Below are 17,803 nucleotides of genomic sequence, written 5' to 3' on the forward strand. Positions count from 1 at the left end.
GCGAGCTCCGAACCGTAGCCGTGATCCGGAAAATCGACAGTAGCTGCGCTGAGCTCCTAAGCGCTTCGCGGCAACCGCCCGAGATAAGGGTGGCCAGGGTCGTTGTATCCCGGTGTGGAGGGGTGACCGGTGGCGACCAGACGGTCTACCAGCGCTTCGTCATCGTCTGTGAAGCGATAGTTCAGGGCCGGTACATAGTCTTCCCACTGTGCCAAGGTGCGCGGTCCCACAATGGCGGATGTTACCAGCCGATTGTGCAACACCCAGGCGAGCGCGAATTGCCCGGCCGTGATGTCATGCTCCTTGGCGTGTCGGCCGATCTCCTGCGCCAGGTCGAGCGACTCCGCGCGCCACTCCGTCTGGTGAAGGCGCACATCGTTCCGGCCGGCACGCGTATCGGCCGGTGGCGGCTGGTTGGGATCATATTTGGCGGTCAGAACGCCGCGTGCCAGCGGGCTGTAGGGTACGACGCCGACGCCGTAATGCGCACAGGCCGTCAGATGCTCGACCTCCGGCTGGCGGTTGGCCAGGTTGTAGCAGGGCTGGCTCGCGGCGGGACGCGGCACGCCGAGCGCATCCGCCACATGGCTGAATTCCGCGACCTTCCAGGCGCGATGGTTCGAGATGCCGTAATAGCGAATCTTGCCGGCGCGGATGAGATCGCCGAGCGCGCCCACCGACTCCGCCACCGGCGTCGTGCGGTCCTCGCGATGGATGTAGAGTAGGTCGATGTAGTCTGTGCCGAGCCGCTTCAGGCTCGCCTCGACCGCCTTCACGATGTATTTGCGCGAGGCGCCGCTGTCGTTCGGGCCCGTGCCGCGCCCGCCGGCGAATTTGGTCGCGACCACCCATCTGTCGCGGTTCGCGGCGATCGCCCGTCCCACGACCTCTTCGGAGCGGCCGTCGTTATAGACGTCGGCCGTGTCGAGGAAATTCACGCCCTGCGCGAACGCACGGTCGGTGATCTGGCGTGCGGTGGCTTCGTCGGTCTGCCCGCCGAACATCATCGTCCCAAGGCAGAGCGGCGAAACCTTCACGCCATGCTGGCCGAGAGAGCGGTAATCCATGTCGATTTTCCTTATTCAGGCCGAAGCGCGCAGTCGGTGCGCGTACTGGCTCTCCGGGCGGTCCAGCCCGTAATGCTCGCGCAGGGTGCTGCCCGTATAGTCCTCGCGGAACAGCCCGCGCTTGCGCAGGATCGGCAGAACCTGTTCTGCGAAAATGTCGAAGCCGCCTGACAGCCATGGCGGCATCACATTGAAGCCGTCGGCGGCACCATTCTCGAACCACGCCTGGATGGCGTCCGCGATCTTCTCGGGCGTGCCCGTGATGACCCAATGGCCTCGGGCACCGGCAAGCTTGTGCAGCAACTGCCTTATCGTCGGATTCTCGCGCCGGATGATGTCGAGCACGACGTTGGAGCGGCTGCCGACCGCAAGCTCGCCGGTCAGGTTGAGGCGCTCGCGCGGGAAAGGGCCGTCGAGATCATAGCCGCTGAAATCCTGGCCCAACAGGCGGCGCAATTGTTCGATCGAATAAGCGGGCTGCGTCAGGTCGTTGAACTCTTCGTGCAGCCGATCGGCTTCGGCCTGCGTCGATCCGATGAAGGGACTGATGCCGGGCAGGATCTTGAGTTGCCGCGGATCGCGGCCGAGATCGGCAGCCCGCTTTTTGATGTCGGTATAGAAGGATTGGGCATTCTCGATCGTCTGATGTGCGGTGAAGATCGCCTCGGCGTATTGGGCCGCGAAGGAACGGCCGTCCTCCGACGATCCGGCCTGGACATAAACCGGTCGACCCTGCGGTCCGCGCGGCGTGTTCAACGGTCCGCGCACGCGCAAATGCTTGCCGACGTGATCGATGGTGTGGACCTTGTCTGTGTCCACATAGACGCCGCTGGCGCGGTCGGCGACGAGCGCGCCGTCCTCCCAGCTATCCCATAGCTTGGTGACGACATCGACATATTCGCGCGCCCGCTCATAGCGGTCGGCATGCACGGGGTGCTCGGGCAGCCCGAAGTTTTGCGCCGCCTGTGCGGCGGACGTCGTCACGATGTTCCAGCCGGCGCGTCCGTGGCTGATGTGATCGAGCGTCACGAAGAGGCGTGCCAGATTGTACGGCTCGCTATAGGTGGTCGACGCCGTCGCGATCAGCCCGATACGTTTGGTTGCAACCGCGATGGCGGACAGCCAGGTGATCGGCTCGAAACGGAAGCGCGCCGCGTATTTGATGTTATCGGCCAGTGCCGGCCCGTCGGCGAAGAAAATGCTGTCGAACTTCGCAGCCTCGGCACGCTGGGCCAGCGCTTGATAATAATTGATGTCCAAGATGCTATCGGTTTCGGAGTCCGGGTGGCGCCAGGCGGCCTCGTGATGCCCACCGGGATAGATGAAGAGATTGAGTACGAGTTGCCGCTTTGAACCGGTCATTGCGACCTCCATGTAGGAAGAAACGCGAGAAGATCACGCGAAAGCGTCCTGCTTCTCGCGCACGCCAAGTTCGGAAAGTAGGCGCGTACGGATCGTTGCGATCCTGTCCTCCCGAGCCAGCCGTTCCTCGGGTAGCTCGACGTTATGATCGAGACTGATCCGCCCGTTTTCCAGCACCACAATTCGGTCGGCCAGCGTAATGGCCTCGTCAACGTCGTGCGTCACCAGCAAGACCGCCGGCTGGTGACGGGCACACAGCTTGCGCAGCAAGTCGTGCATGCGGATACGCGTCAGGGCGTCAAGCGCACCGAACGGCTCGTCTGCAAGAAGCAACTCGGGCTCGCGCACCAGGGAACGCGCCAGGGCAACGCGCTGTTGTTCGCCGCCAGACAACTCGCCGGGCCACGCTTGCTCGCGTCCGGTGAGCTCGACTTCAGCGAGCGCAGCACGTCCGTTTTGTTGCGCAGCTTGTCCGCCAAGTCCAAATACCACGTTGTCCAGGACCCGCCGCCACGGCAGGAGCCGCGCGTCCTGGAAAACCACGGAAAGGCGGGCAGGAACATCAAGCGTGCCAGTTCCCTCTACACCTTGGTCGATGTCGGCGAGCGCGCGCAGCAAGGTACTTTTGCCCGAGCCGCTTCGGCCCAGCAACGCCACGAACTCTCCCTTGCGGATGTCGAGGCTGAGACCGTCGAGAACCGTACGGCCGCCGAAGCGCCGAACGAGGTTGCGCACGCGCACCGACACCGGTGCGCTCAATCCGCCAGCGTGCGTCGCCATGACAGGACCCTTCTCTGGATGAGACGAACGATGCCGTCCGAGGTGAGGCCGAGGAGGGCATAAACGCAGATGCCGACAAGCACGATTTCGGTCTGGCCGTAGGTACGCGCCAGATCGATCATGTAGCCGATGCCGCTCGTCGCGTTCAGTTGCTCGACGACGACCAGCGTGAGCCACGCCGCGTTCACGCCAAAGCGCAGGCCGAGCAGGAAGCCGGGCAGAGCGCCGGGTAGCACTACGTGGCGCAGGAACGACCAGTGGCTCACCTTCAATGTCTCGGCCAGCTCGACATACTTGCTGTCGATTCCGCGCAGGCCGGCGAAGGTGTTGATGTAAACCGGCGCGAATACGCCGAGCGCGATGATCGTCACTTTCATCGTCTCGCCGATGCCGAGCCACAGCATCAGCAGGGGAATCAGGGCGAGCGTTGGGATGGCGCGCTTAACCTCTACGAGGCCATCCAGGGTGTACTCACCGAACCGCGTGAGCCCTGCGAGCAGCGCGACCACGACACCGCCTAAAACACCATAGGCAAATCCTTGCCCCGCTCGAATTGCCGAGGTCTCGAGATTGTCCTGCAAACGCCCATCGGAGATCAGGTCAAGCGCCGCCTGCACAACCGTCCAGGGTGCAGGCAGAATTCGTGGATCGATCAAGCCGAGCGCCGACGCGCCGAACCATAACAGCAGAAGCAGAATTGGGCCGATGGCGCGACCATAGGGGATCGCGCGGCCGGGACCGAGGCGCCAACGACGCCGCGGTACGGCCGCCGATGGAGGCGCCACAGCATCGGCGGAGTAAACCGCGTCGAGTTGCGTATGGATAAGTTGGGTGATCGGCGCGTTCATCCGCCCCTCATTTCGTGGCGATGGCGTGGGCGGCGACATTCTCGAACCGGCGATCAAAGAGCTCCGCCGCGTTGAGCCGGGGCTTTCCGGTTTCCTTGGCAAGCAGATCGATCGTCTGTTGCTGACGTGCGATGGCATCGTTCCAGTTGGCCGGCACATCGGGATTTCCGGCGCCTATGACCAATTTGTGCCCGTCTTCCGGCGAGAGGCCTTGCTGCTTGACGTAGTAACCCGCGACCCACGCGTCGGGATGAAGGTGTATCCAACGGTATGCGCGCGCCCACGCTTCGACATAGACACGGATCGCGGCTGCCTTCGCGGGATCCTGCAACACGGAAACAGGCGCGTAGAGATAGAGTGGATCGTCGCGCAGACCGTGATCGATGACCTTCGCGCCGTCGCGCCCGTAGTTGCGCAGGTAACGCAATGCGGCGGCCCGGCCGATTGGTGCGGCATCGACCAGACGGCTGGCGATCGCGTTGGGATAAACGTCACCGGTGCTGGGCAATTCCACGAGCGTGACGTCCTGTTTGCGCAGGCCTGCCTTCTGCAAGATGCGCAGCACCAGCGCGCCCTGCGCCTGGCCCGGGCTATAGGCGATCTTTTTGCCGCGCAGGTCGGCGAGCTTGTTGATGTTCGCACCGGGCGCGATGCCCAGCCCGTACACGGCATGGTGGATGGGGTCTTGCCGGAACTGAACCGCCACGATCTTGACCGGTAGCCCGGTCCAGGTCGCGTGAATGGCAGGGATGTCCGCGACCGCGCCCAGGTCAAGCGCATGCGCGCGGAAGGCTTCGATGGTCTGCGGGCCGCCGCTGATATTGGCCCATTGCACCTTGAACGGCAGATGGTCGATTTCGCCGGACAGCTCCAGGGCTTTCTGCGTTATCGGATCGCCGATCGCCAAGGTGACGTTCGCAAGCGACTGCGGGGAGACCGGAGCGGCAGATGACGGCATGGTCATGGCCGCGACCGCAAACACGGCCAATCCGATCAGTGGGTTCATCCAGCCGCCTGTACCGCGCATACCAAGCTCCATCTGGCGGAAGGGCCGCCTAATGTATATTTATTCGATAGACTTAGAGGATTACAAGAGGCTGGCGTGCCGTCGGGCGAGATCGGGAACATTCAGGCTGCTGCCGTAGACTAAAGTCCGGGGGAAATGCCTAGGACTGCGAGTTCGCCGCTCCGCGTGACGCGGCCATCGCGGATAGCGGCCGCGATCTTGGCGCCGGCACGCGGCGCCATGCGTGTCGCATAGGCGACGCCAAGTCCGGGCGCGCGACTGGTGCCCAGGATCGTGTGGATAGACGCGGGCCGGCCCGCTTGGCGAGCGCTCAGGCAAGCGCCACGGCGCCGTCGCCGCGGATGACCAGACCGCTACGTTGCGTGGTTCAAACTGGAATGTATATTGACTTAATAGATATATCCTCTGACCGATAGGATATCGGCTCAGGTGTAATGGAGCGTCGAATGAGCAGCGGCCAGTTGAAGCTCGGGGCTTTCATGCGCCCTGTCGGAATCCATACCGCGTGGTGGCTGTATGTGCCCAGCGGTCTCGACGACTTCGTCGACCTCGTGGTGCCGGAACTGCAGCGTCGCGGCATCTTCCGCCGCGAATACGAAGGCAAGACCTTGCGCGAGAATCTCGGCCTGCCGCGGCCCGAGAACCGCTTCTTTCCAGCCGCGACGCCCGAGCGCGCGAGAGCCTGATCATGACGGTCGAAACCTATGAGCGGCCATCGCGCCGCGCGATGTTGGGCGGTGCCGCTGCCGGCGCGGCCCTCGTGCTCGCGGGATGCAGCCAGGATCAAGGCAAGCCGAATGGCGTCGTTCGCATCGGTTATCAAAAGGATGGTGCGCTGGTCGTCGCCAAGACCCAGAAGCGCCTGGAAGCACGTTTGGGGCCGCTCGGCGTCAACAAGATTGAGTGGGCGGAATTCCCCTCCGGCCCGCCGCTGCTGGAAGCGTTGAACGCGGGCGGCATCGATTTCGGCGCGACTGGCGACACGCCACCGATCTTCGCGCAGGCGGCGGGATCGGACCTCGTCTACGTCGCCGCCGTGCCGACCACCGGGCACAGCTCGGCGATCCTGCTGCCGAAGGGTTCGCCGGTCGCGAGCGTTGCTGCGCTCAAGGGCAAGAAGATCGCCTTCACCCGTGGATCGAGCGCGCATTACTTCGCCGTTCGCGCGCTCCAGTCCGCCGGCCTGACGCTCGACGATGTGAGCCCGGCCTATCTCGCGCCATCCGACGCACGCGCCGCGTTCGTGCGCGGCAGCATCGATGCCTGGTTCATCTGGGATCCTTATTATGCGGAAGCCGTGCGCGACGCCGATGCGATCGTGCTGGCGGACGCCGAGCCGTTCGTTCGTAGCGCATCCTTCTTCCTCGCAGGCAGGACCTTCACGGCCGCGCAAGGTCCCGTGGTCCGCGGAATCCTCGATGAACTGCGCGAGGTCAGCGGCTGGATCGCTTCCAACCGCGAAGCGGCGAGCGAGCTTCTCTCCCATGTCAGCGGTCTCGAGCTTCCCATCCTGCGGGTCGCCATAGGACGCGCCGAATTCGGCGTCGTGCCGGTGAGCCCCGACATCGCGGCCCGCCAGCAGCAGGTCGCCGACGACTTCGCGCGGCTCGGCATCATCCCGAAGCCGATCCACGTCGCGGACGCGATCGCGAATACCGGCTGGCGCTAGTGATTCGCGGCACGCGCCGCCGGATGCACCTCGACGCCGAGCGCTTCGAGCAACTCGGCGCGCATGTGCGAGAAGCCCACCATGGCGCGGTCGCGCGGCTGCGGTTCGGAGATCGTGATCGTCTTGATGATGCGGCCCTCGCCGAGCACCAGCACGCGGTTGGCCAGCAGCAACGCCTCATCGACGTCGTGGGTGACCAGTAGAACGCTCGGCCGGTGCGCCGCCCACAGCGCCGAGACCAGCTCGTGCATCTTGATCCGCGTCAGCGCGTCCAGCGCCGCAAACGGCTCATCAAGCAGAAGCAGCTTCGGCTCACGCACCAGCGCGCGGGCCAGCGCTGCGCGTTGCGCCTCCCCGCCGGACAGCGTGCCCGGCCAGGCGTCGAGGCGATGCGCCAATCCCACTTCGCCCAATGCCTTCACGGCGCGGCTGCGCGAGTCGGGACCATTCAGGCCAAGAGCCACGTTTTCCCATACTTTTTTCCACGGCAGCAGCCGCGGCTCCTGGAACACCACCGCGCGGGTCGGCGGCACGACGATCTCGCCTTCGGTCACCGGATCGAGCCCGGCCAGCGTGCGCAGGAACGTCGTCTTGCCCGATCCGCTGCGGCCGAGAAGGGCGACGAACTCGCCCGGTGCGATGTCGAAGTCGAGGCCGTCCAGCACCTTCACTGCGCCGAAGCGGCGCGTCAGGTGGCGGACGGTCACGCGCGACGCGTCCGGTGCGGCATTGTCGGACGTCATGGTCAGTCCTTCAGGATCGAGGGGCGCCACGCCAGCGCATAGTGCTCCAGCGCGCGGATGATCACGTCGGTGAGGAGGCCGAGCAGGCCATAGACCATGAGCCCCACCACGATGATGTCGGTCCGCATGAAATCGCGCGCCGTCATGATCAGATAGCCGATGCCGCTCGAGGCGTTGATCTGCTCGGCGACCACCAGGCTCAGCCACGAGATGCCCATCGCGTAGCGAAGCCCGATGAGGAAGGCGGGCAGGGCGCCCGGCAGCACGACATGGCGCAGGATCTGCCAACGGTTCAGGCCGAAGGCGCGCCCAGCCTCCAGGAGCTTCTTGTCGATGCCTCGGATGCCCGCATAAAGATTGAGATAGATCGGATAGACCGTGCCCAGCGCGACGAGCGCGATCTTCGGCGTCTCGCCGATCCCGAACCACAGGATGAACAGCGGCACGAGCGCCAGGAACGGCACGGCGCGCACGATCTGCAGCGGCGCGTCGATCGCCGCCTCGCCGCGCTTCGACAGGCCGGCAATCAGGGCGAACACCGTGCCGAGGATCGTGCCGATCGCGAGCCCTTCCATCGCGCGGCGCAGCGAGACCAGCAGGTTGTTCACCAACTCGCCGTCGGCGATCAACATCCCAAAGGTGCCCAATACATGCAATGGCGACGCCAATGTGCGCTCCGGGATCAGCCCGGCGGACGAGGCAGCTTGCCACGCCAGCACGATGAGCACGGGACTGATCGCGCGCGCGGCGATAGGACCGGCGCTGGAGAAGCGCGCGCGGGAAAGGGAAAGCGTGGCCATGTCACCTGCATATTTGGGCATTCGCCAAGGTTCTAACATCGCGCAGGCAGGGCTGTCAGGTAAACCCTCGCTTTACTCTATCTGGTTGCTATTGTTTTATGACCGACGGCCGCCTGCCGGCCTGGAACGGGATGGGACGTGCTGCTCAGTCTCCTGGACAAGAGTCCGCTGCAGAAGGGCGAGGGCGCGGCCACGGCGCTGGCGCGGACGGTGCGTCTCGCGCAAACCGCCGAACGGCTGGGCTATCACCGCTTCTGGCTAGCCGAGCATCATGGGATGCAAGGGTTCGCCAGCGCGGTGCCCGAGGTGCTGATCGCGCACATCCTGGGCAAGACGTCGCGCATCCGCGTCGGCTCCGGCGGCATCATGCTGCAGCACTACAGCGCTTATAAGGTCGCCGAAACCTTCAACACGTTGGCGGCGCTCGCGCCGGGTCGCGTCGATCTCGGCATCGGGAAGGCGCCCGGTGGCTTTCCCTATTCTACCAAAGCTCTGCAGGCCGGTCGCGACGTGCCGCGCTGGCCGAGCTTCGATGAACAGGTGACGGAGCTCGACGGTTATCTTGCTCGTTGCTTCGAGCGCGGCGCACCGGCGCAGGCCGTGGCCTCCCCGATTCCACCGGCACCACCGGAGCGTTTCTTGTTGGGCGGCAGCATCGACAGTGCGATCCTCGCCGCTGAGCGTGGCTGGGGCTTCGTGTTCGCCGGCCATATGAACGGCGATCCCGCGCTGACGGAGCAAAGCCTTGCGGCCTTCGCACGCCATGGCGGCCGCGGCACGCCTTTGCTGAGCGTCCTGGTGCTTGCCGCCGAAGCGAAAGGCGAGGCCGAGGCGCGGGTCGAAGGGCTCGGCGGCGTGAAGGTGCGCTTCGCCACCGGCCACAGCGTCAATCTGGGCAACCGCGAGCAGGCTGCCGAATATGCGCGCCAGGCCGGCACGAGCGACTATGAGGTTATCGATACGAAGCCGAACGTGCTCGCCGGCACGTCCGAACAGGTGCATCGCGAGCTGGATTTGCTTCGGCAACGCTTTGGCGTAGAGGAGTTTGTGATCGAGACGCCGCCGGTGCCGGCCGACGCGCGGCAAAAAACGATCGAGCTTCTGGGCGCGCGCATCGGCGCTGCGCCGGCTCCGGTCTGAAGGATATCGCCATGGCCAAGCGGCAGATCAATTTCGGCATCATGCTCCAGGGCGCCGGCGCGCATATGAACTCGTGGCGCCATCCCAGCAGCCCGGCCGACGCCAGCGTGAATTTCGACTTCTTCGTGCGCACGGCGCGCAAGGCGGAGGCCAACGGCATCGCCTTTGCCTTCGTGGCCGACGGGCTTTTCATCAACGAGAAGTCGGTGCCGCATTTCCTCAACCGGTTCGAGCCGGTCACCATCTTGTCGGCGCTGGCAGTGGCGACGCGCAAGCTCGGCGTCGTCGGCACGATCTCGACCTCTTACAGCGACCCGTTCACCGTCGCGCGCCAGCTGGCCTCCATCGATCTGATCAGCGGCGGCCGCGCCGGATGGAACGCGGTGACCTCGCCGCTGGAAGGCTCGGGCCGCAATTACGGCAAGACGCATCCCGATCACGCGCTGCGCTACGAAATCGCGAGCGAGTATCTCGACGTCGTGAAGGGCCTGTGGGATTCCTGGGACGACGACGCCTTCGTGCGCGACAAGCAGACGGGCCGCTTCTTCGATCCCGCCAAACTGCACCGTCTCGGCCATGAAGGCCGCTTCTTCTCGGTGGAGGGGCCTCTAAACGCCGGCCGCTCGGCGCAGGGTCAGCCGGTGGTCTTCCAGGCCGGCGCGTCGGAGCCTGGCATTGCGCTCGCCGGCCGCCATGCCGACGGCGTATTCACCTCCGCCGGCCGGCTCGACGAGGCGCAGGCATTATATGGACGACTGAAGGAGAGCGCCGTCGCGCAGGGCCGCGCGGCGGATCACATCAAGGTCTTCCCGGGTATCGGCCCGGTCGTCGGCCGCACCGAAGACGAGGCGGAGGAGAAATACCGCGCGATCCGCGATCTCGTGAATATCGACGAGGCGCTGGCCTATCTCGGCCGCTTTTTTGACCATCACGACTTCACCGCCTATCCGCTCGACGCGCCGTTCCCAGAGCTTGGCGACATCGGCAAGAACAATTTCCAATCGACGACGGATCGCATCAAGGCGAACGCGCGCGAGAAAGGACAGACCCTACGCGAGGTGGCGCTCACCACCACGACGCCGCGCACGCGGTTCGTCGGCACGCCGGAATCTGTCGCCGGCGAGATCGTCCGCTGGATCGACGCCGATGCCGCCGACGGCTTCATCCTGGGCTTTCCGGTGATCGCCGAAGGCCTGGACGATTTCGTGGCGCACGTTATCCCGCTGCTGGAAGAGCAGGGCGTCTACAGCCGTACGCTCGCCGGGCGGACCTTGCGCGATCATCTCGGCCTGCCGTTCCGCGAGAGCCGCTATCGGACGACAGGCGTGGCATGAGCGACGTCTTCGTCCATACCTCGCCCGAAGACGAGCGCGCCCGCCCGCTGATGGAGGCGCTCTACTTCGAATACGACTCGCGCTACGGCGCCGATTTCCCCGGCGAAGCGACGTCGGAGATGACGCGCACGCCCACGAGTGTGTTCCTGCCGCCGTACGGTGCCTTCATCCTGCTCTTGCGCGACGGCGTCGCCATCGCCGGCGGCGCCTTCAAGCGATTCGACGCCTATACCGCCGAGTTCAAGCGCATCTGGACGCACACCGACCTGCGGCGGCAGGGCCTCGGCCGCAAGGTTCTCGACGAGCTGGAAATCCGCGCACGGGAGCGTGGCTATGACCGCGTGTTCCTCACCACCGGCTTCCGACAGCCGGAAGCGCACGCGCTCTACTACGCCGCCGATTACACGCCGCTGTTCGATCGGACGGAGGATCCCAAGGTATACGGCATCCTGCCGTTCGCGAAGGCGCTTCGGCCGCTCGCTCAGCCGCTCGACGCAGGGCTGCGCCGGGCACGCCGGCTCAGCCAACCCATATTGCGTAAGGCCTGACCGCTACTGCAGCAGTGCAGAAAGGCAAAGCGGCGGCGTCATCTGCCGACCGCGCCGCGGTTCGCATCGGCGAATTGCGCGCGCTCGCCAGTGCGATCAGCGGAGCATTCGCGCCCCACAGCATCGGGTAAGAGCCGCAATGTGCGACAGCCCCTCCGCGTCTGCCGGCGGCATGCGCGCATGCCCGGTCTCCGGCCTTGTGGCGCAAACTCGCAGATCGGGGAATTTTTGCGCCGCGCCGCCGCCGGTCTCCGTCTCCGGATCGGAGACCTGATTTCGGCCCGAACTGGAGGTCGGGTTTGTGCCTGTGCGGCCCAGCTTCGAAGTCATCTCGCCGACTTGGTCAGCGCTGCGACTTCGCCCGGCGGCTGAAGACCCTCAAAGGCCTCACCCTTACGAGCAAATCTGCAAGCTCCGCACAATGGAGCCAGAACGATTCACGCTCGATCCTCTCCACCCAATGCCGGACCAAACATCTAGGCTGAGGAGGTCAGCCGGAGGGGGCCGGGTCCGCCAGCGGCCGGATCCGAATAGGACGCCTTTCCATTCTCGACATGGCCCGCCACGCGCCAGGCCTGTCCTCCCGCCACGAATTGCCGGTCGTACCAGCCGTGGCTGTCCGTGAGGTTCAGCGGAATGCTGCGCGCTTCTCCGCCTGCCAGCCCGATCACATCGGGAGCGCCGCCATAAGCCCGGTCCGTCATTGCGATGGACTGGGGCATCGATGTGAGATTTTCGATGCGGAGCGAGGAAGCGGCATCGCCCTCGACGTTGACCGAGAAGATGTCGCTCCTCCCGGTCAAGCGTCGATGAAAGCCGTTGGGTCCGAGAACAAAGATATCCGTGACCTCGCCGGAGGCGGGCAGCGTGTGAGTCATTTCCCGGCCCGCGCCCACCGTATAGCGGGCGGGAACCTCGTCCAGTTTCGCGACGTCATAGACGTGGAAAACGGCCGCGCGCTCGGCCGAATGGTTGGCGAGCGACAAGATGCTATCGGTGCCCAGGGCACGCAACCGGGCGTCGAGGCGATAGGGTGTCGCGCGCCGCCGTCGCAGACCGGTTTCCTGCACAGGGGTGAGCGCATGATCCGGAAGCGGCGGCTGGATTTCCTCCAGGCGGGCCGCGCGGTCGGACAGGGAAGCGGTGGCCGGAAGCGTCGCTATGAAGAGGGTCGTATCGGGCGCGCCGAAATCGAAGCAGGACGTCAGGTCGCCGCACACGGCGCGCCGCCAGGCGCTGATATTCGGCTCATGGACACCGAAGCGGGCTTCGAGGAAGCGCAGGATGCTCGTGTGGTCGAAGACCTCGGACGCGACATGCCCACCCTTGCTCCATGGCGATACCACGTAGAGCGGCACGCGCATGCCAAGGCCGTAGGGCCGGTCCAGATAGATCGCGTCATCGGCTGCTTGAGGATGGACATGATATTCGTCTTCCGCCGGAATGCTCGTGGCGCCGACCGTGCGTCCCGACACGCGTGCCGGCGGGGCCGGCGGGGGGGACATGGTCGAACAGGCCGTCGTTCTCATCGAAATTGATGAGCAGCACCGTGCGCGCCCAGACCTGCGGATTGGCGGTGAGCGCACCCAGCACTCTGGCCGCGTAGTCCGCACCCTGAAGCGGCGTGGAAACGCTCGGATGCTCCGACAGGGCCGCGGGCGCAACGATCCATGAAACTTCCGGCAGCCGCCCGGCCACCACGTCCTGCCTGAGTTCGTCGAGAGAGCGGGTCGTCATCGTCCGGCGTGCGAGGAGGGCGGCGGCGGCTGCGGACGCGCCATGCGCGCGGCGATAGCGCTGGAAGCCGACCAGGGGATTGTCGGTGAAATTGTCGGCCATGTCTTGATAGATCTGGAAACCGATTCCGGCTGCCATCAGGCGCTCGGGATAGGTCGTCCAGAGATAGCCGCCATGGTGGAGCGGATCGGCCTCCAGGCTGTCATAGCCGTTATCGATGGCAGGGCTGTTGCTCCGGGCCAACGGATCGTGCGTGCCGGTCCAGATGTAGAGTCGGTTGGGATTGGTGCACAGATGCATGGCGCAGTGATAGGCGTCGCACAGGGTGAAGGCCTCGGCGAGGCCGTATTGGAACGGCAGGTCTGTGCGCGTGAAATGCGCCATCGCGTGATTGTGCTTGGAGCGCGGCCATGCACCCATCCGTCCATTGTCCCACGCCGCTTGGCTGTCGACGAAGCCGTGGGGCGTGCCGAGCGGGCGATAGAGGCGGAAATCCACGGAGGTATCGAGCCGGAACGGGGCGATCAGCGCCGGCTCGGCCCCCGGATGCTCGTTGGGCTGGACGAGGACGGTGCGATCCGGCGCGGCAGGAAGCGGCGGGGCGGGGATGGCGAAGCGGTCACCAAAGCCCCTGACGCCGCGCATCGTGCCGAAATAGTGGTCGAAGGAGCGGTTCTCCTGCGTGAGGATGACGACATGGCCGACGTCCATCAACGTGCCCGTCCGGCGATCGGCGGGGATCTCCAGGGCGCGGGCGATGGCGGGGGTGTAGGCCGCGGCCGCGCCCGCCGTCGCCATCATGGCGCGGATGAAGCTGCGACGATCCTGCATCGTTACCATGCTGGTCTTTCCGATCGATTGTGATGAGCGACGCGTCGTCACGGGAACGGCGTCGATTTTGTCCAGGCCAAGATCACGTCGCAAAGGCCATCGGTGCGGCGCGCAAGCCAATGCCGTATTCGATTCGTCATTCGTCATCCGCGCGTCGCACTTCTGTAGTCTAGGCCATTGAAATTATGGTTGGGTGACGGGGAAAGCTGGCATGTGGAAGACGGTGGCCGCGCTTATGGCCAGTTTCGTCCTGTCGGCGAGTAGCGCCTATCTGTCGCCGGAGGCCACGCCCGACGGCGTGCGCATCCTGCCGCCGCCGCCGGCGCCGCGCAGTCCGGTCGCCATTGCGGACCGTAAGGTGTTCGCGGCGACGCGCCGGCTGCGGGGCTCGCCGCGATGGAAGGTGGCGACGTCCGACGTCGACACCGGGCCCTTCGAACACTTCGCCTGTGCCTTGGGCGTCAAGCTGACTCCCCGGACGGCGCCGGCCTTGGCGCGCCTCCTCGACCGGGCCGGAACCTCCGGGGTGGTCGATCCGGTCAAGCGATTCTATCGCGTGCCGCGGCCCTATATCGGCTCGGCGGCGCCGATCTGCCAGGCCAGGACGGCCGCTCTCGCCGCCAACGGCGACTATCCGTCCGGCCATGCGGCGAGCGGGTGGATGGAGGCGCTGATCCTCGCGGAGCTCGCGCCGGACCGGGCGACCCAGATCCTGGCGCGGGGGCGCGCCTTCGGCGAAAGCCGGCTGATCTGCGGTGCGCACAGCCTGAGCGCGGTCGAGGCGGGATGGTTGGCCGGCGCCGCAACGACCGCAGCCCTGCACGGCTCCGCCGCGTTTCGCGCCGATCTCGAAGCCGCCCGCGCCGAGATGGCGACGATCCGCGCGAGCGCCTCGGCGCCCGACGCTGCAGCCTGCCGCGCCGAGGCGGCCGCCCTGGCGAAGGCGGTGTACTAACCAATCGATAGAAGACACATGGGGCGTGGGGCGGGTTCGGTTCTCGCGGCGGTCACGAAACCATCGCCGATTTTGGTGTAGTCCAAAACACCTGGTGGGAGAATGTCATGCGGACCGATCGGCGCGATTTCCTGCAACGGATCGGAGGCGGCCTAGCCGCCGGCGTCGGGCTCAGCGCTCTGCCGGCAGGCATCGCCAAGGCGATGGCCATCCCCGCCCACAGCACCAGCGGTTCGATCATGGATGTCGAGCATGTGGTGATCTACATGCAGGAGAACCGTTCGTTCGATCATTATTTCGGAGCGTTTCGCGGCGTGCGCGGGTTCGGCGATCCGCGCCCCCTGCGCCTGCCCGGCGGCGCTGCGGTCTGGCGCCAGCCCAGCGGCGAGCATCCGGACGGCTACGTCATGCCCTTCCACGGCGATGCGCGGACAACGAACGCCTATGTCGTCGACGGCGCAGAGCAGAGCCATCAGGAGAACACCACGATCGTCCATGGCGGCCGCTACGACCGCTGGGGGCACACCGGCGAACTCCACAAGCGGATGGCGTACTACCGGGGTTCGGACCTACCTTATTACTACGCCTTGGCGAGCGCCTTCACCCTTTGCGACGCCTATCATTGCTCGACCCTGACCCAGACCTACCCGAACCGGCTGCATCTGTGGACTGGGTGCAACGGCGGCGGCCAGGTCGGCGGCGATCCGGAGATGAGCAACTACGGGGAGGACGAGACCCCGAGCGCCGACATGGCCGAGGACCGCCCCATGGCGCAGGGTCCGCACGAATGGACAACCTATGCGGAGCGGCTGCAGGCGGCGGGGATTTCGTGGAAGGTCTACCAGGAATACGACAATTTCGGCGATAACATCCTGTCCGTGTTCAAGCCGTTCCGGCCGTGCGCTAAGGATTCGGCGCTATATGAGCGCGGCCGCTCATGGGTGTCGGAGCACAAGCCGGGAGGGGATCGCACGCGTTCGGACGGCGAGCAGCTGGTGGAGGCGTTCCGCGCCGACATCGCCGCCGGCCGGTTGCCGCAAGTGTCCTGGATCGTCACCGCGGCGGACCTGTCCGAGCATCCGATGGCCGTGCCGTCCAAGGGCGAGCATGTCTGCGCCAAGCTGATCGATGCCCTGGTCGAACATCCCGAGGTGTTCGCCAAGACGGTCTTCATCGTCAACTATGACGAAGCGGGGGGCTTCTACGACCATATGCTCCCCCCCATGCCGCCGCTCGCCGAGGCGGAAGGGTTCAGCACCGTTTCGACCGAAGGTGAAGCCAAGGACTATCGGGGCGCCATCGGGGTCGCCAATCGCGGCCGCTACCCGCTCGGGCTCGGCATCCGGGTGCCGGCGATCGTCGTGTCGCCGTGGAGCCGCGGCGGGTTCGTCTGCTCGGAAGTCTTCGACCACACTTCGACCCTGCGGTTCATCGAGAAACGCTTCGGGGTGAGAGAACTGAACATCAGCGATTGGCGGCGCGCGGTGTGCGGCGACCTGACGTCGGCCTTCGATTTCACGTCGCCCAACCGCGACGGGACGAGCCTGGCCCTGCCGGACACCGCCGATTACATGCAAAGGGTCGCCCGGTCCCTGGCCTCGCCGAGCCTTAAGATACCGGCGCAGCAGGCCCCGTCTCGCCAGGATGACGGCCGGCGGCCGTCACGCCCTTTGCCCTACCGGCTTTCCGCCGACGCCCGTGTCGAGCGGGGGCGGCTGTGGATCGACTTGGCCAACACCGGCAGGACGGGAGCGGTGTTCCAGGTGTTCGATGCCACCGATTCCGCAGGCCCTTGGCGCTTCACCCTGGGCGCCGGCGAACGCTATGCGGCCGGTCACTGGAACGGGGTGATGCCTCTGGAGACCTATGACCTGATCGTCCACGGCCCGAACGGCTTCTATCGGCGTTTCGCGGGTCGGAGCGATCAGGAGCTCTCTGCCACCCTGACCGAAACGGCCGGGGGCGACGTCGTTCTGAACGTCGCCAACCCCGGTGCCACGCGCCATGAGGTCGAGGTCGCGATGGAGGAATCGTATCCGCTCGCGGGCGGAGAATTCCGCCGGCGCACGACCGTCGCCGGACCTGGCCAATCCACGCAGATCGTTTGGAACCTGGCGGCGAGCGACCACTGGTACAGCCTGACGGTCTCCGCCGGAGGCCTTCCCGATTTCCTCCGACGTTTCGCCGGCCACGCCGAGACGGGGAGCGCCAGCCGGACCGATCCGGGCATCGGCCTGATGCGACTTTAGGTCTCCCGCTGCGGTCATCAGATGTTCCGTTGCCTGGTATAGTCGGATTGCAGTGTTGATCGATGGATTCCTCGTGACCGCCACCGCCTTCGCCGAGCGCTTCGTCGACCGGCTGTTTGATTTGTTCGCCGAGCGGGGCCAGCGCCACTATGGCGAGGGGGTCAGCCAATTGGACCATGCGCTGCAGACGGCGCATCGCGCCAAGCTCGACGGCGCCTCGCCGGCGCTGATTACGGCGGCCCTGCTGCATGACGTCGGGCATCTGTTGCAGCGTCTGGGAGAAGACGCGGCCGATCGCGGCCTGGAAAGCCAGCACGAAAAGATCGGCGCCGGCTATCTGGCCAAAGCTTTTGGGCCGGCGGTTACCGAGCCGGTCCACCGGCACGTGGACGCGAAACGCTATCTGGCGGCGTTCGAGCCTGGCTATATCGAGCTTCTCAGCCCGGCCTCGTTGCAGAGCCTGGCCTTGCAGGGCGGGCCGATGACCGCGGCCGAGGCGGAGGCGTTCCTGAACCGTCCAGAGGCCGCCGACGCCATTCGCCTGCGTCGTTACGACGAGATGGGCAAGGTAGCCGGTGTCGAGATCGAAGGCTTGGGCGCCTATCGGCCGCTGGTGCTGTCACAGGTCATTGATAGCGCTTCGGAAGGGTGACGTCGGTATCCCGGATTTCCGGGACGCCCGAAGAGCCGATCGCGCGAGAAGCCCCGCCGCG

At 65.7% G+C, this 17,803-nt stretch carries 17 protein-coding genes and 1 pseudogene; 9 read left to right on the forward strand and 9 right to left on the reverse strand.

What is annotated here, in order from left to right; genetic code table 11:
- Positions 1-56 precede the first annotated feature (56 nt).
- The 5 genes from WDM91_22725 to WDM91_22745 are packed head-to-tail and all read right to left on the reverse strand — an operon-like array spanning position 57 to position 5,084.
- Positions 57-1,067: an aldo/keto reductase gene (locus tag WDM91_22725; GenBank protein MEI9997427.1), complete on the reverse strand. Its 1,011-nt coding sequence runs from the start codon at positions 1,065-1,067 to the stop codon at positions 57-59.
- Positions 1,068-1,082: 15 nt separating this feature from the next.
- Complete coding sequence (locus tag WDM91_22730) at positions 1,083-2,429, reverse strand: LLM class flavin-dependent oxidoreductase (protein ID MEI9997428.1); 1,347 nt, start codon at positions 2,427-2,429, stop codon at positions 1,083-1,085.
- Positions 2,430-2,462: 33 nt separating this feature from the next.
- Positions 2,463-3,209: an ABC transporter ATP-binding protein gene (locus tag WDM91_22735; protein ID MEI9997429.1), complete on the reverse strand. Its 747-nt coding sequence runs from the start codon at positions 3,207-3,209 to the stop codon at positions 2,463-2,465.
- Positions 3,185-4,057, reverse strand: a complete 873-nt coding sequence (locus WDM91_22740) for an ABC transporter permease (protein MEI9997430.1) — start codon at positions 4,055-4,057, stop codon at positions 3,185-3,187. Before WDM91_22740 ends, WDM91_22735 begins: the two co-directional genes overlap by 25 nt.
- A gap of 7 nt (positions 4,058-4,064) precedes the next feature.
- Entirely contained in the window at positions 4,065-5,084 is a 1,020-nt protein-coding gene (locus WDM91_22745; protein ID MEI9997431.1) for an ABC transporter substrate-binding protein, read from the reverse strand.
- Positions 5,085-5,530: 446 nt separating this feature from the next.
- On the opposite strand from WDM91_22745, the gene WDM91_22750 reads away from it, so the two are divergent.
- Together WDM91_22750 and WDM91_22755 are read left to right on the forward strand one after the other, a co-directional pair.
- Positions 5,531-5,770, forward strand: coding sequence for a hypothetical protein (locus tag WDM91_22750; protein ID MEI9997432.1), 240 nt, complete (start codon positions 5,531-5,533; stop codon positions 5,768-5,770).
- A 2-nt stretch (positions 5,771-5,772) separates the two neighbouring features.
- Positions 5,773-6,753: an aliphatic sulfonate ABC transporter substrate-binding protein gene (locus WDM91_22755; protein MEI9997433.1), complete on the forward strand. Its 981-nt coding sequence runs from the start codon at positions 5,773-5,775 to the stop codon at positions 6,751-6,753.
- Here the strand turns inward: WDM91_22755 and WDM91_22760 are convergent.
- Together WDM91_22760 and WDM91_22765 are read right to left on the reverse strand one after the other, a co-directional pair.
- Positions 6,750-7,526 (reverse strand): ABC transporter ATP-binding protein, encoded by a 777-nt coding sequence (locus WDM91_22760; GenBank protein ID MEI9997434.1) that lies wholly within the window; start codon positions 7,524-7,526, stop codon positions 6,750-6,752. The genes WDM91_22755 and WDM91_22760 overlap by 4 nt on opposite strands.
- Positions 7,499-8,296 carry an ABC transporter permease subunit gene (locus WDM91_22765; GenBank protein MEI9997435.1) on the reverse strand — a complete coding sequence of 266 codons (798 nt, stop codon included), beginning with the start codon at positions 8,294-8,296 and terminating at the stop codon, positions 7,499-7,501. Before WDM91_22765 ends, WDM91_22760 begins: the two co-directional genes overlap by 28 nt.
- A 138-nt stretch (positions 8,297-8,434) precedes the next feature.
- Here WDM91_22765 and WDM91_22770 point away from each other — a divergent pair, with 138 nt between their 5' ends.
- The 4 genes and pseudogenes from WDM91_22770 (at position 8,435) to WDM91_22785 (ending at position 11,796) form a co-directional block, all read left to right on the forward strand.
- Positions 8,435-9,436, forward strand: coding sequence for an MsnO8 family LLM class oxidoreductase (locus WDM91_22770; protein MEI9997436.1), 1,002 nt, complete (start codon positions 8,435-8,437; stop codon positions 9,434-9,436).
- An 11-nt stretch (positions 9,437-9,447) separates the two neighbouring features.
- Positions 9,448-10,770: an LLM class flavin-dependent oxidoreductase gene (locus WDM91_22775; GenBank protein ID MEI9997437.1), complete on the forward strand. Its 1,323-nt coding sequence runs from the start codon at positions 9,448-9,450 to the stop codon at positions 10,768-10,770.
- Positions 10,767-11,318, forward strand: coding sequence for a GNAT family N-acetyltransferase (locus WDM91_22780; protein ID MEI9997438.1), 552 nt, complete (start codon positions 10,767-10,769; stop codon positions 11,316-11,318). Before WDM91_22775 ends, WDM91_22780 begins: the two co-directional genes overlap by 4 nt.
- 312 nt (positions 11,319-11,630) lie before the next feature.
- Positions 11,631-11,796 (forward strand): annotated as a pseudogene (locus WDM91_22785) (IS481 family transposase).
- Here the strand turns inward: WDM91_22785 and WDM91_22790 are convergent.
- Together WDM91_22790 and WDM91_22795 are read right to left on the reverse strand one after the other, a co-directional pair.
- Entirely contained in the window at positions 11,795-12,823 is a 1,029-nt protein-coding gene (locus WDM91_22790; protein ID MEI9997439.1) for a phospholipase domain-containing protein, read from the reverse strand. The pseudogene WDM91_22785 and the gene WDM91_22790 sit on opposite strands and share 2 nt — an antisense overlap.
- Positions 12,717-13,895 carry an alkaline phosphatase family protein gene (locus WDM91_22795; GenBank protein MEI9997440.1) on the reverse strand — a complete coding sequence of 393 codons (1,179 nt, stop codon included), beginning with the start codon at positions 13,893-13,895 and terminating at the stop codon, positions 12,717-12,719. Before WDM91_22795 ends, WDM91_22790 begins: the two co-directional genes overlap by 107 nt.
- Positions 13,896-14,097: 202 nt before the next feature.
- Between WDM91_22795 and WDM91_22800 the strand changes: the two genes are divergently transcribed.
- From WDM91_22800 to WDM91_22810, 3 genes are all read left to right on the forward strand, one after another.
- Positions 14,098-14,841 (forward strand): phosphatase PAP2 family protein, encoded by a 744-nt coding sequence (locus WDM91_22800; protein ID MEI9997441.1) that lies wholly within the window; start codon positions 14,098-14,100, stop codon positions 14,839-14,841.
- Between the two features lie 107 nt (positions 14,842-14,948).
- A complete protein-coding gene (locus tag WDM91_22805; GenBank protein ID MEI9997442.1) occupies positions 14,949-17,090 on the forward strand; it encodes a phospholipase C, phosphocholine-specific in 2,142 nt (713 codons plus the stop codon).
- A 55-nt stretch (positions 17,091-17,145) separates the two neighbouring features.
- Positions 17,146-17,742, forward strand: a complete 597-nt coding sequence (locus WDM91_22810) for a phosphonate degradation HD-domain oxygenase (GenBank protein MEI9997443.1) — start codon at positions 17,146-17,148, stop codon at positions 17,740-17,742.
- Positions 17,743-17,803 lie beyond the last annotated feature (61 nt).

Source organism: Rhizomicrobium sp. (assembly GCA_037200385.1).
Taxonomy (GTDB): domain Bacteria; phylum Pseudomonadota; class Alphaproteobacteria; order Micropepsales; family Micropepsaceae; genus Rhizomicrobium.

Excerpts from the sequence above, each read along its gene's own strand:
- WDM91_22725 (MEI9997427.1), bottom strand. The coding sequence starts at position 1,067 with ATGGATTACCGCTCTCTCGGCCAGCATGGCGTGAAGGTTTCGCCGCTC.
- WDM91_22730 (MEI9997428.1), bottom strand. The coding sequence starts at position 2,429 with ATGACCGGTTCAAAGCGGCAACTCGTACTCAATCTCTTCATCTATCCC.
- WDM91_22735 (MEI9997429.1), bottom strand. The coding sequence starts at position 3,209 with ATGGCGACGCACGCTGGCGGATTGAGCGCACCGGTGTCGGTGCGCGTG.
- WDM91_22740 (MEI9997430.1), bottom strand. The coding sequence starts at position 4,057 with ATGAACGCGCCGATCACCCAACTTATCCATACGCAACTCGACGCGGTT.
- WDM91_22745 (MEI9997431.1), bottom strand. The coding sequence starts at position 5,084 with ATGCGCGGTACAGGCGGCTGGATGAACCCACTGATCGGATTGGCCGTG.
- WDM91_22750 (MEI9997432.1), top strand. The coding sequence starts at position 5,531 with ATGAGCAGCGGCCAGTTGAAGCTCGGGGCTTTCATGCGCCCTGTCGGA.
- WDM91_22755 (MEI9997433.1), top strand. The coding sequence starts at position 5,773 with ATGACGGTCGAAACCTATGAGCGGCCATCGCGCCGCGCGATGTTGGGC.
- WDM91_22765 (MEI9997435.1), bottom strand. The coding sequence starts at position 8,296 with ATGGCCACGCTTTCCCTTTCCCGCGCGCGCTTCTCCAGCGCCGGTCCT.
- WDM91_22775 (MEI9997437.1), top strand. The coding sequence starts at position 9,448 with ATGGCCAAGCGGCAGATCAATTTCGGCATCATGCTCCAGGGCGCCGGC.
- WDM91_22780 (MEI9997438.1), top strand. The coding sequence starts at position 10,767 with ATGAGCGACGTCTTCGTCCATACCTCGCCCGAAGACGAGCGCGCCCGC.
- WDM91_22790 (MEI9997439.1), bottom strand. The coding sequence starts at position 12,823 with ATGTCCCCCCCGCCGGCCCCGCCGGCACGCGTGTCGGGACGCACGGTC.
- WDM91_22795 (MEI9997440.1), bottom strand. The coding sequence starts at position 13,895 with ATGGTAACGATGCAGGATCGTCGCAGCTTCATCCGCGCCATGATGGCG.
- WDM91_22800 (MEI9997441.1), top strand. The coding sequence starts at position 14,098 with ATGTGGAAGACGGTGGCCGCGCTTATGGCCAGTTTCGTCCTGTCGGCG.
- WDM91_22805 (MEI9997442.1), top strand. The coding sequence starts at position 14,949 with ATGCGGACCGATCGGCGCGATTTCCTGCAACGGATCGGAGGCGGCCTA.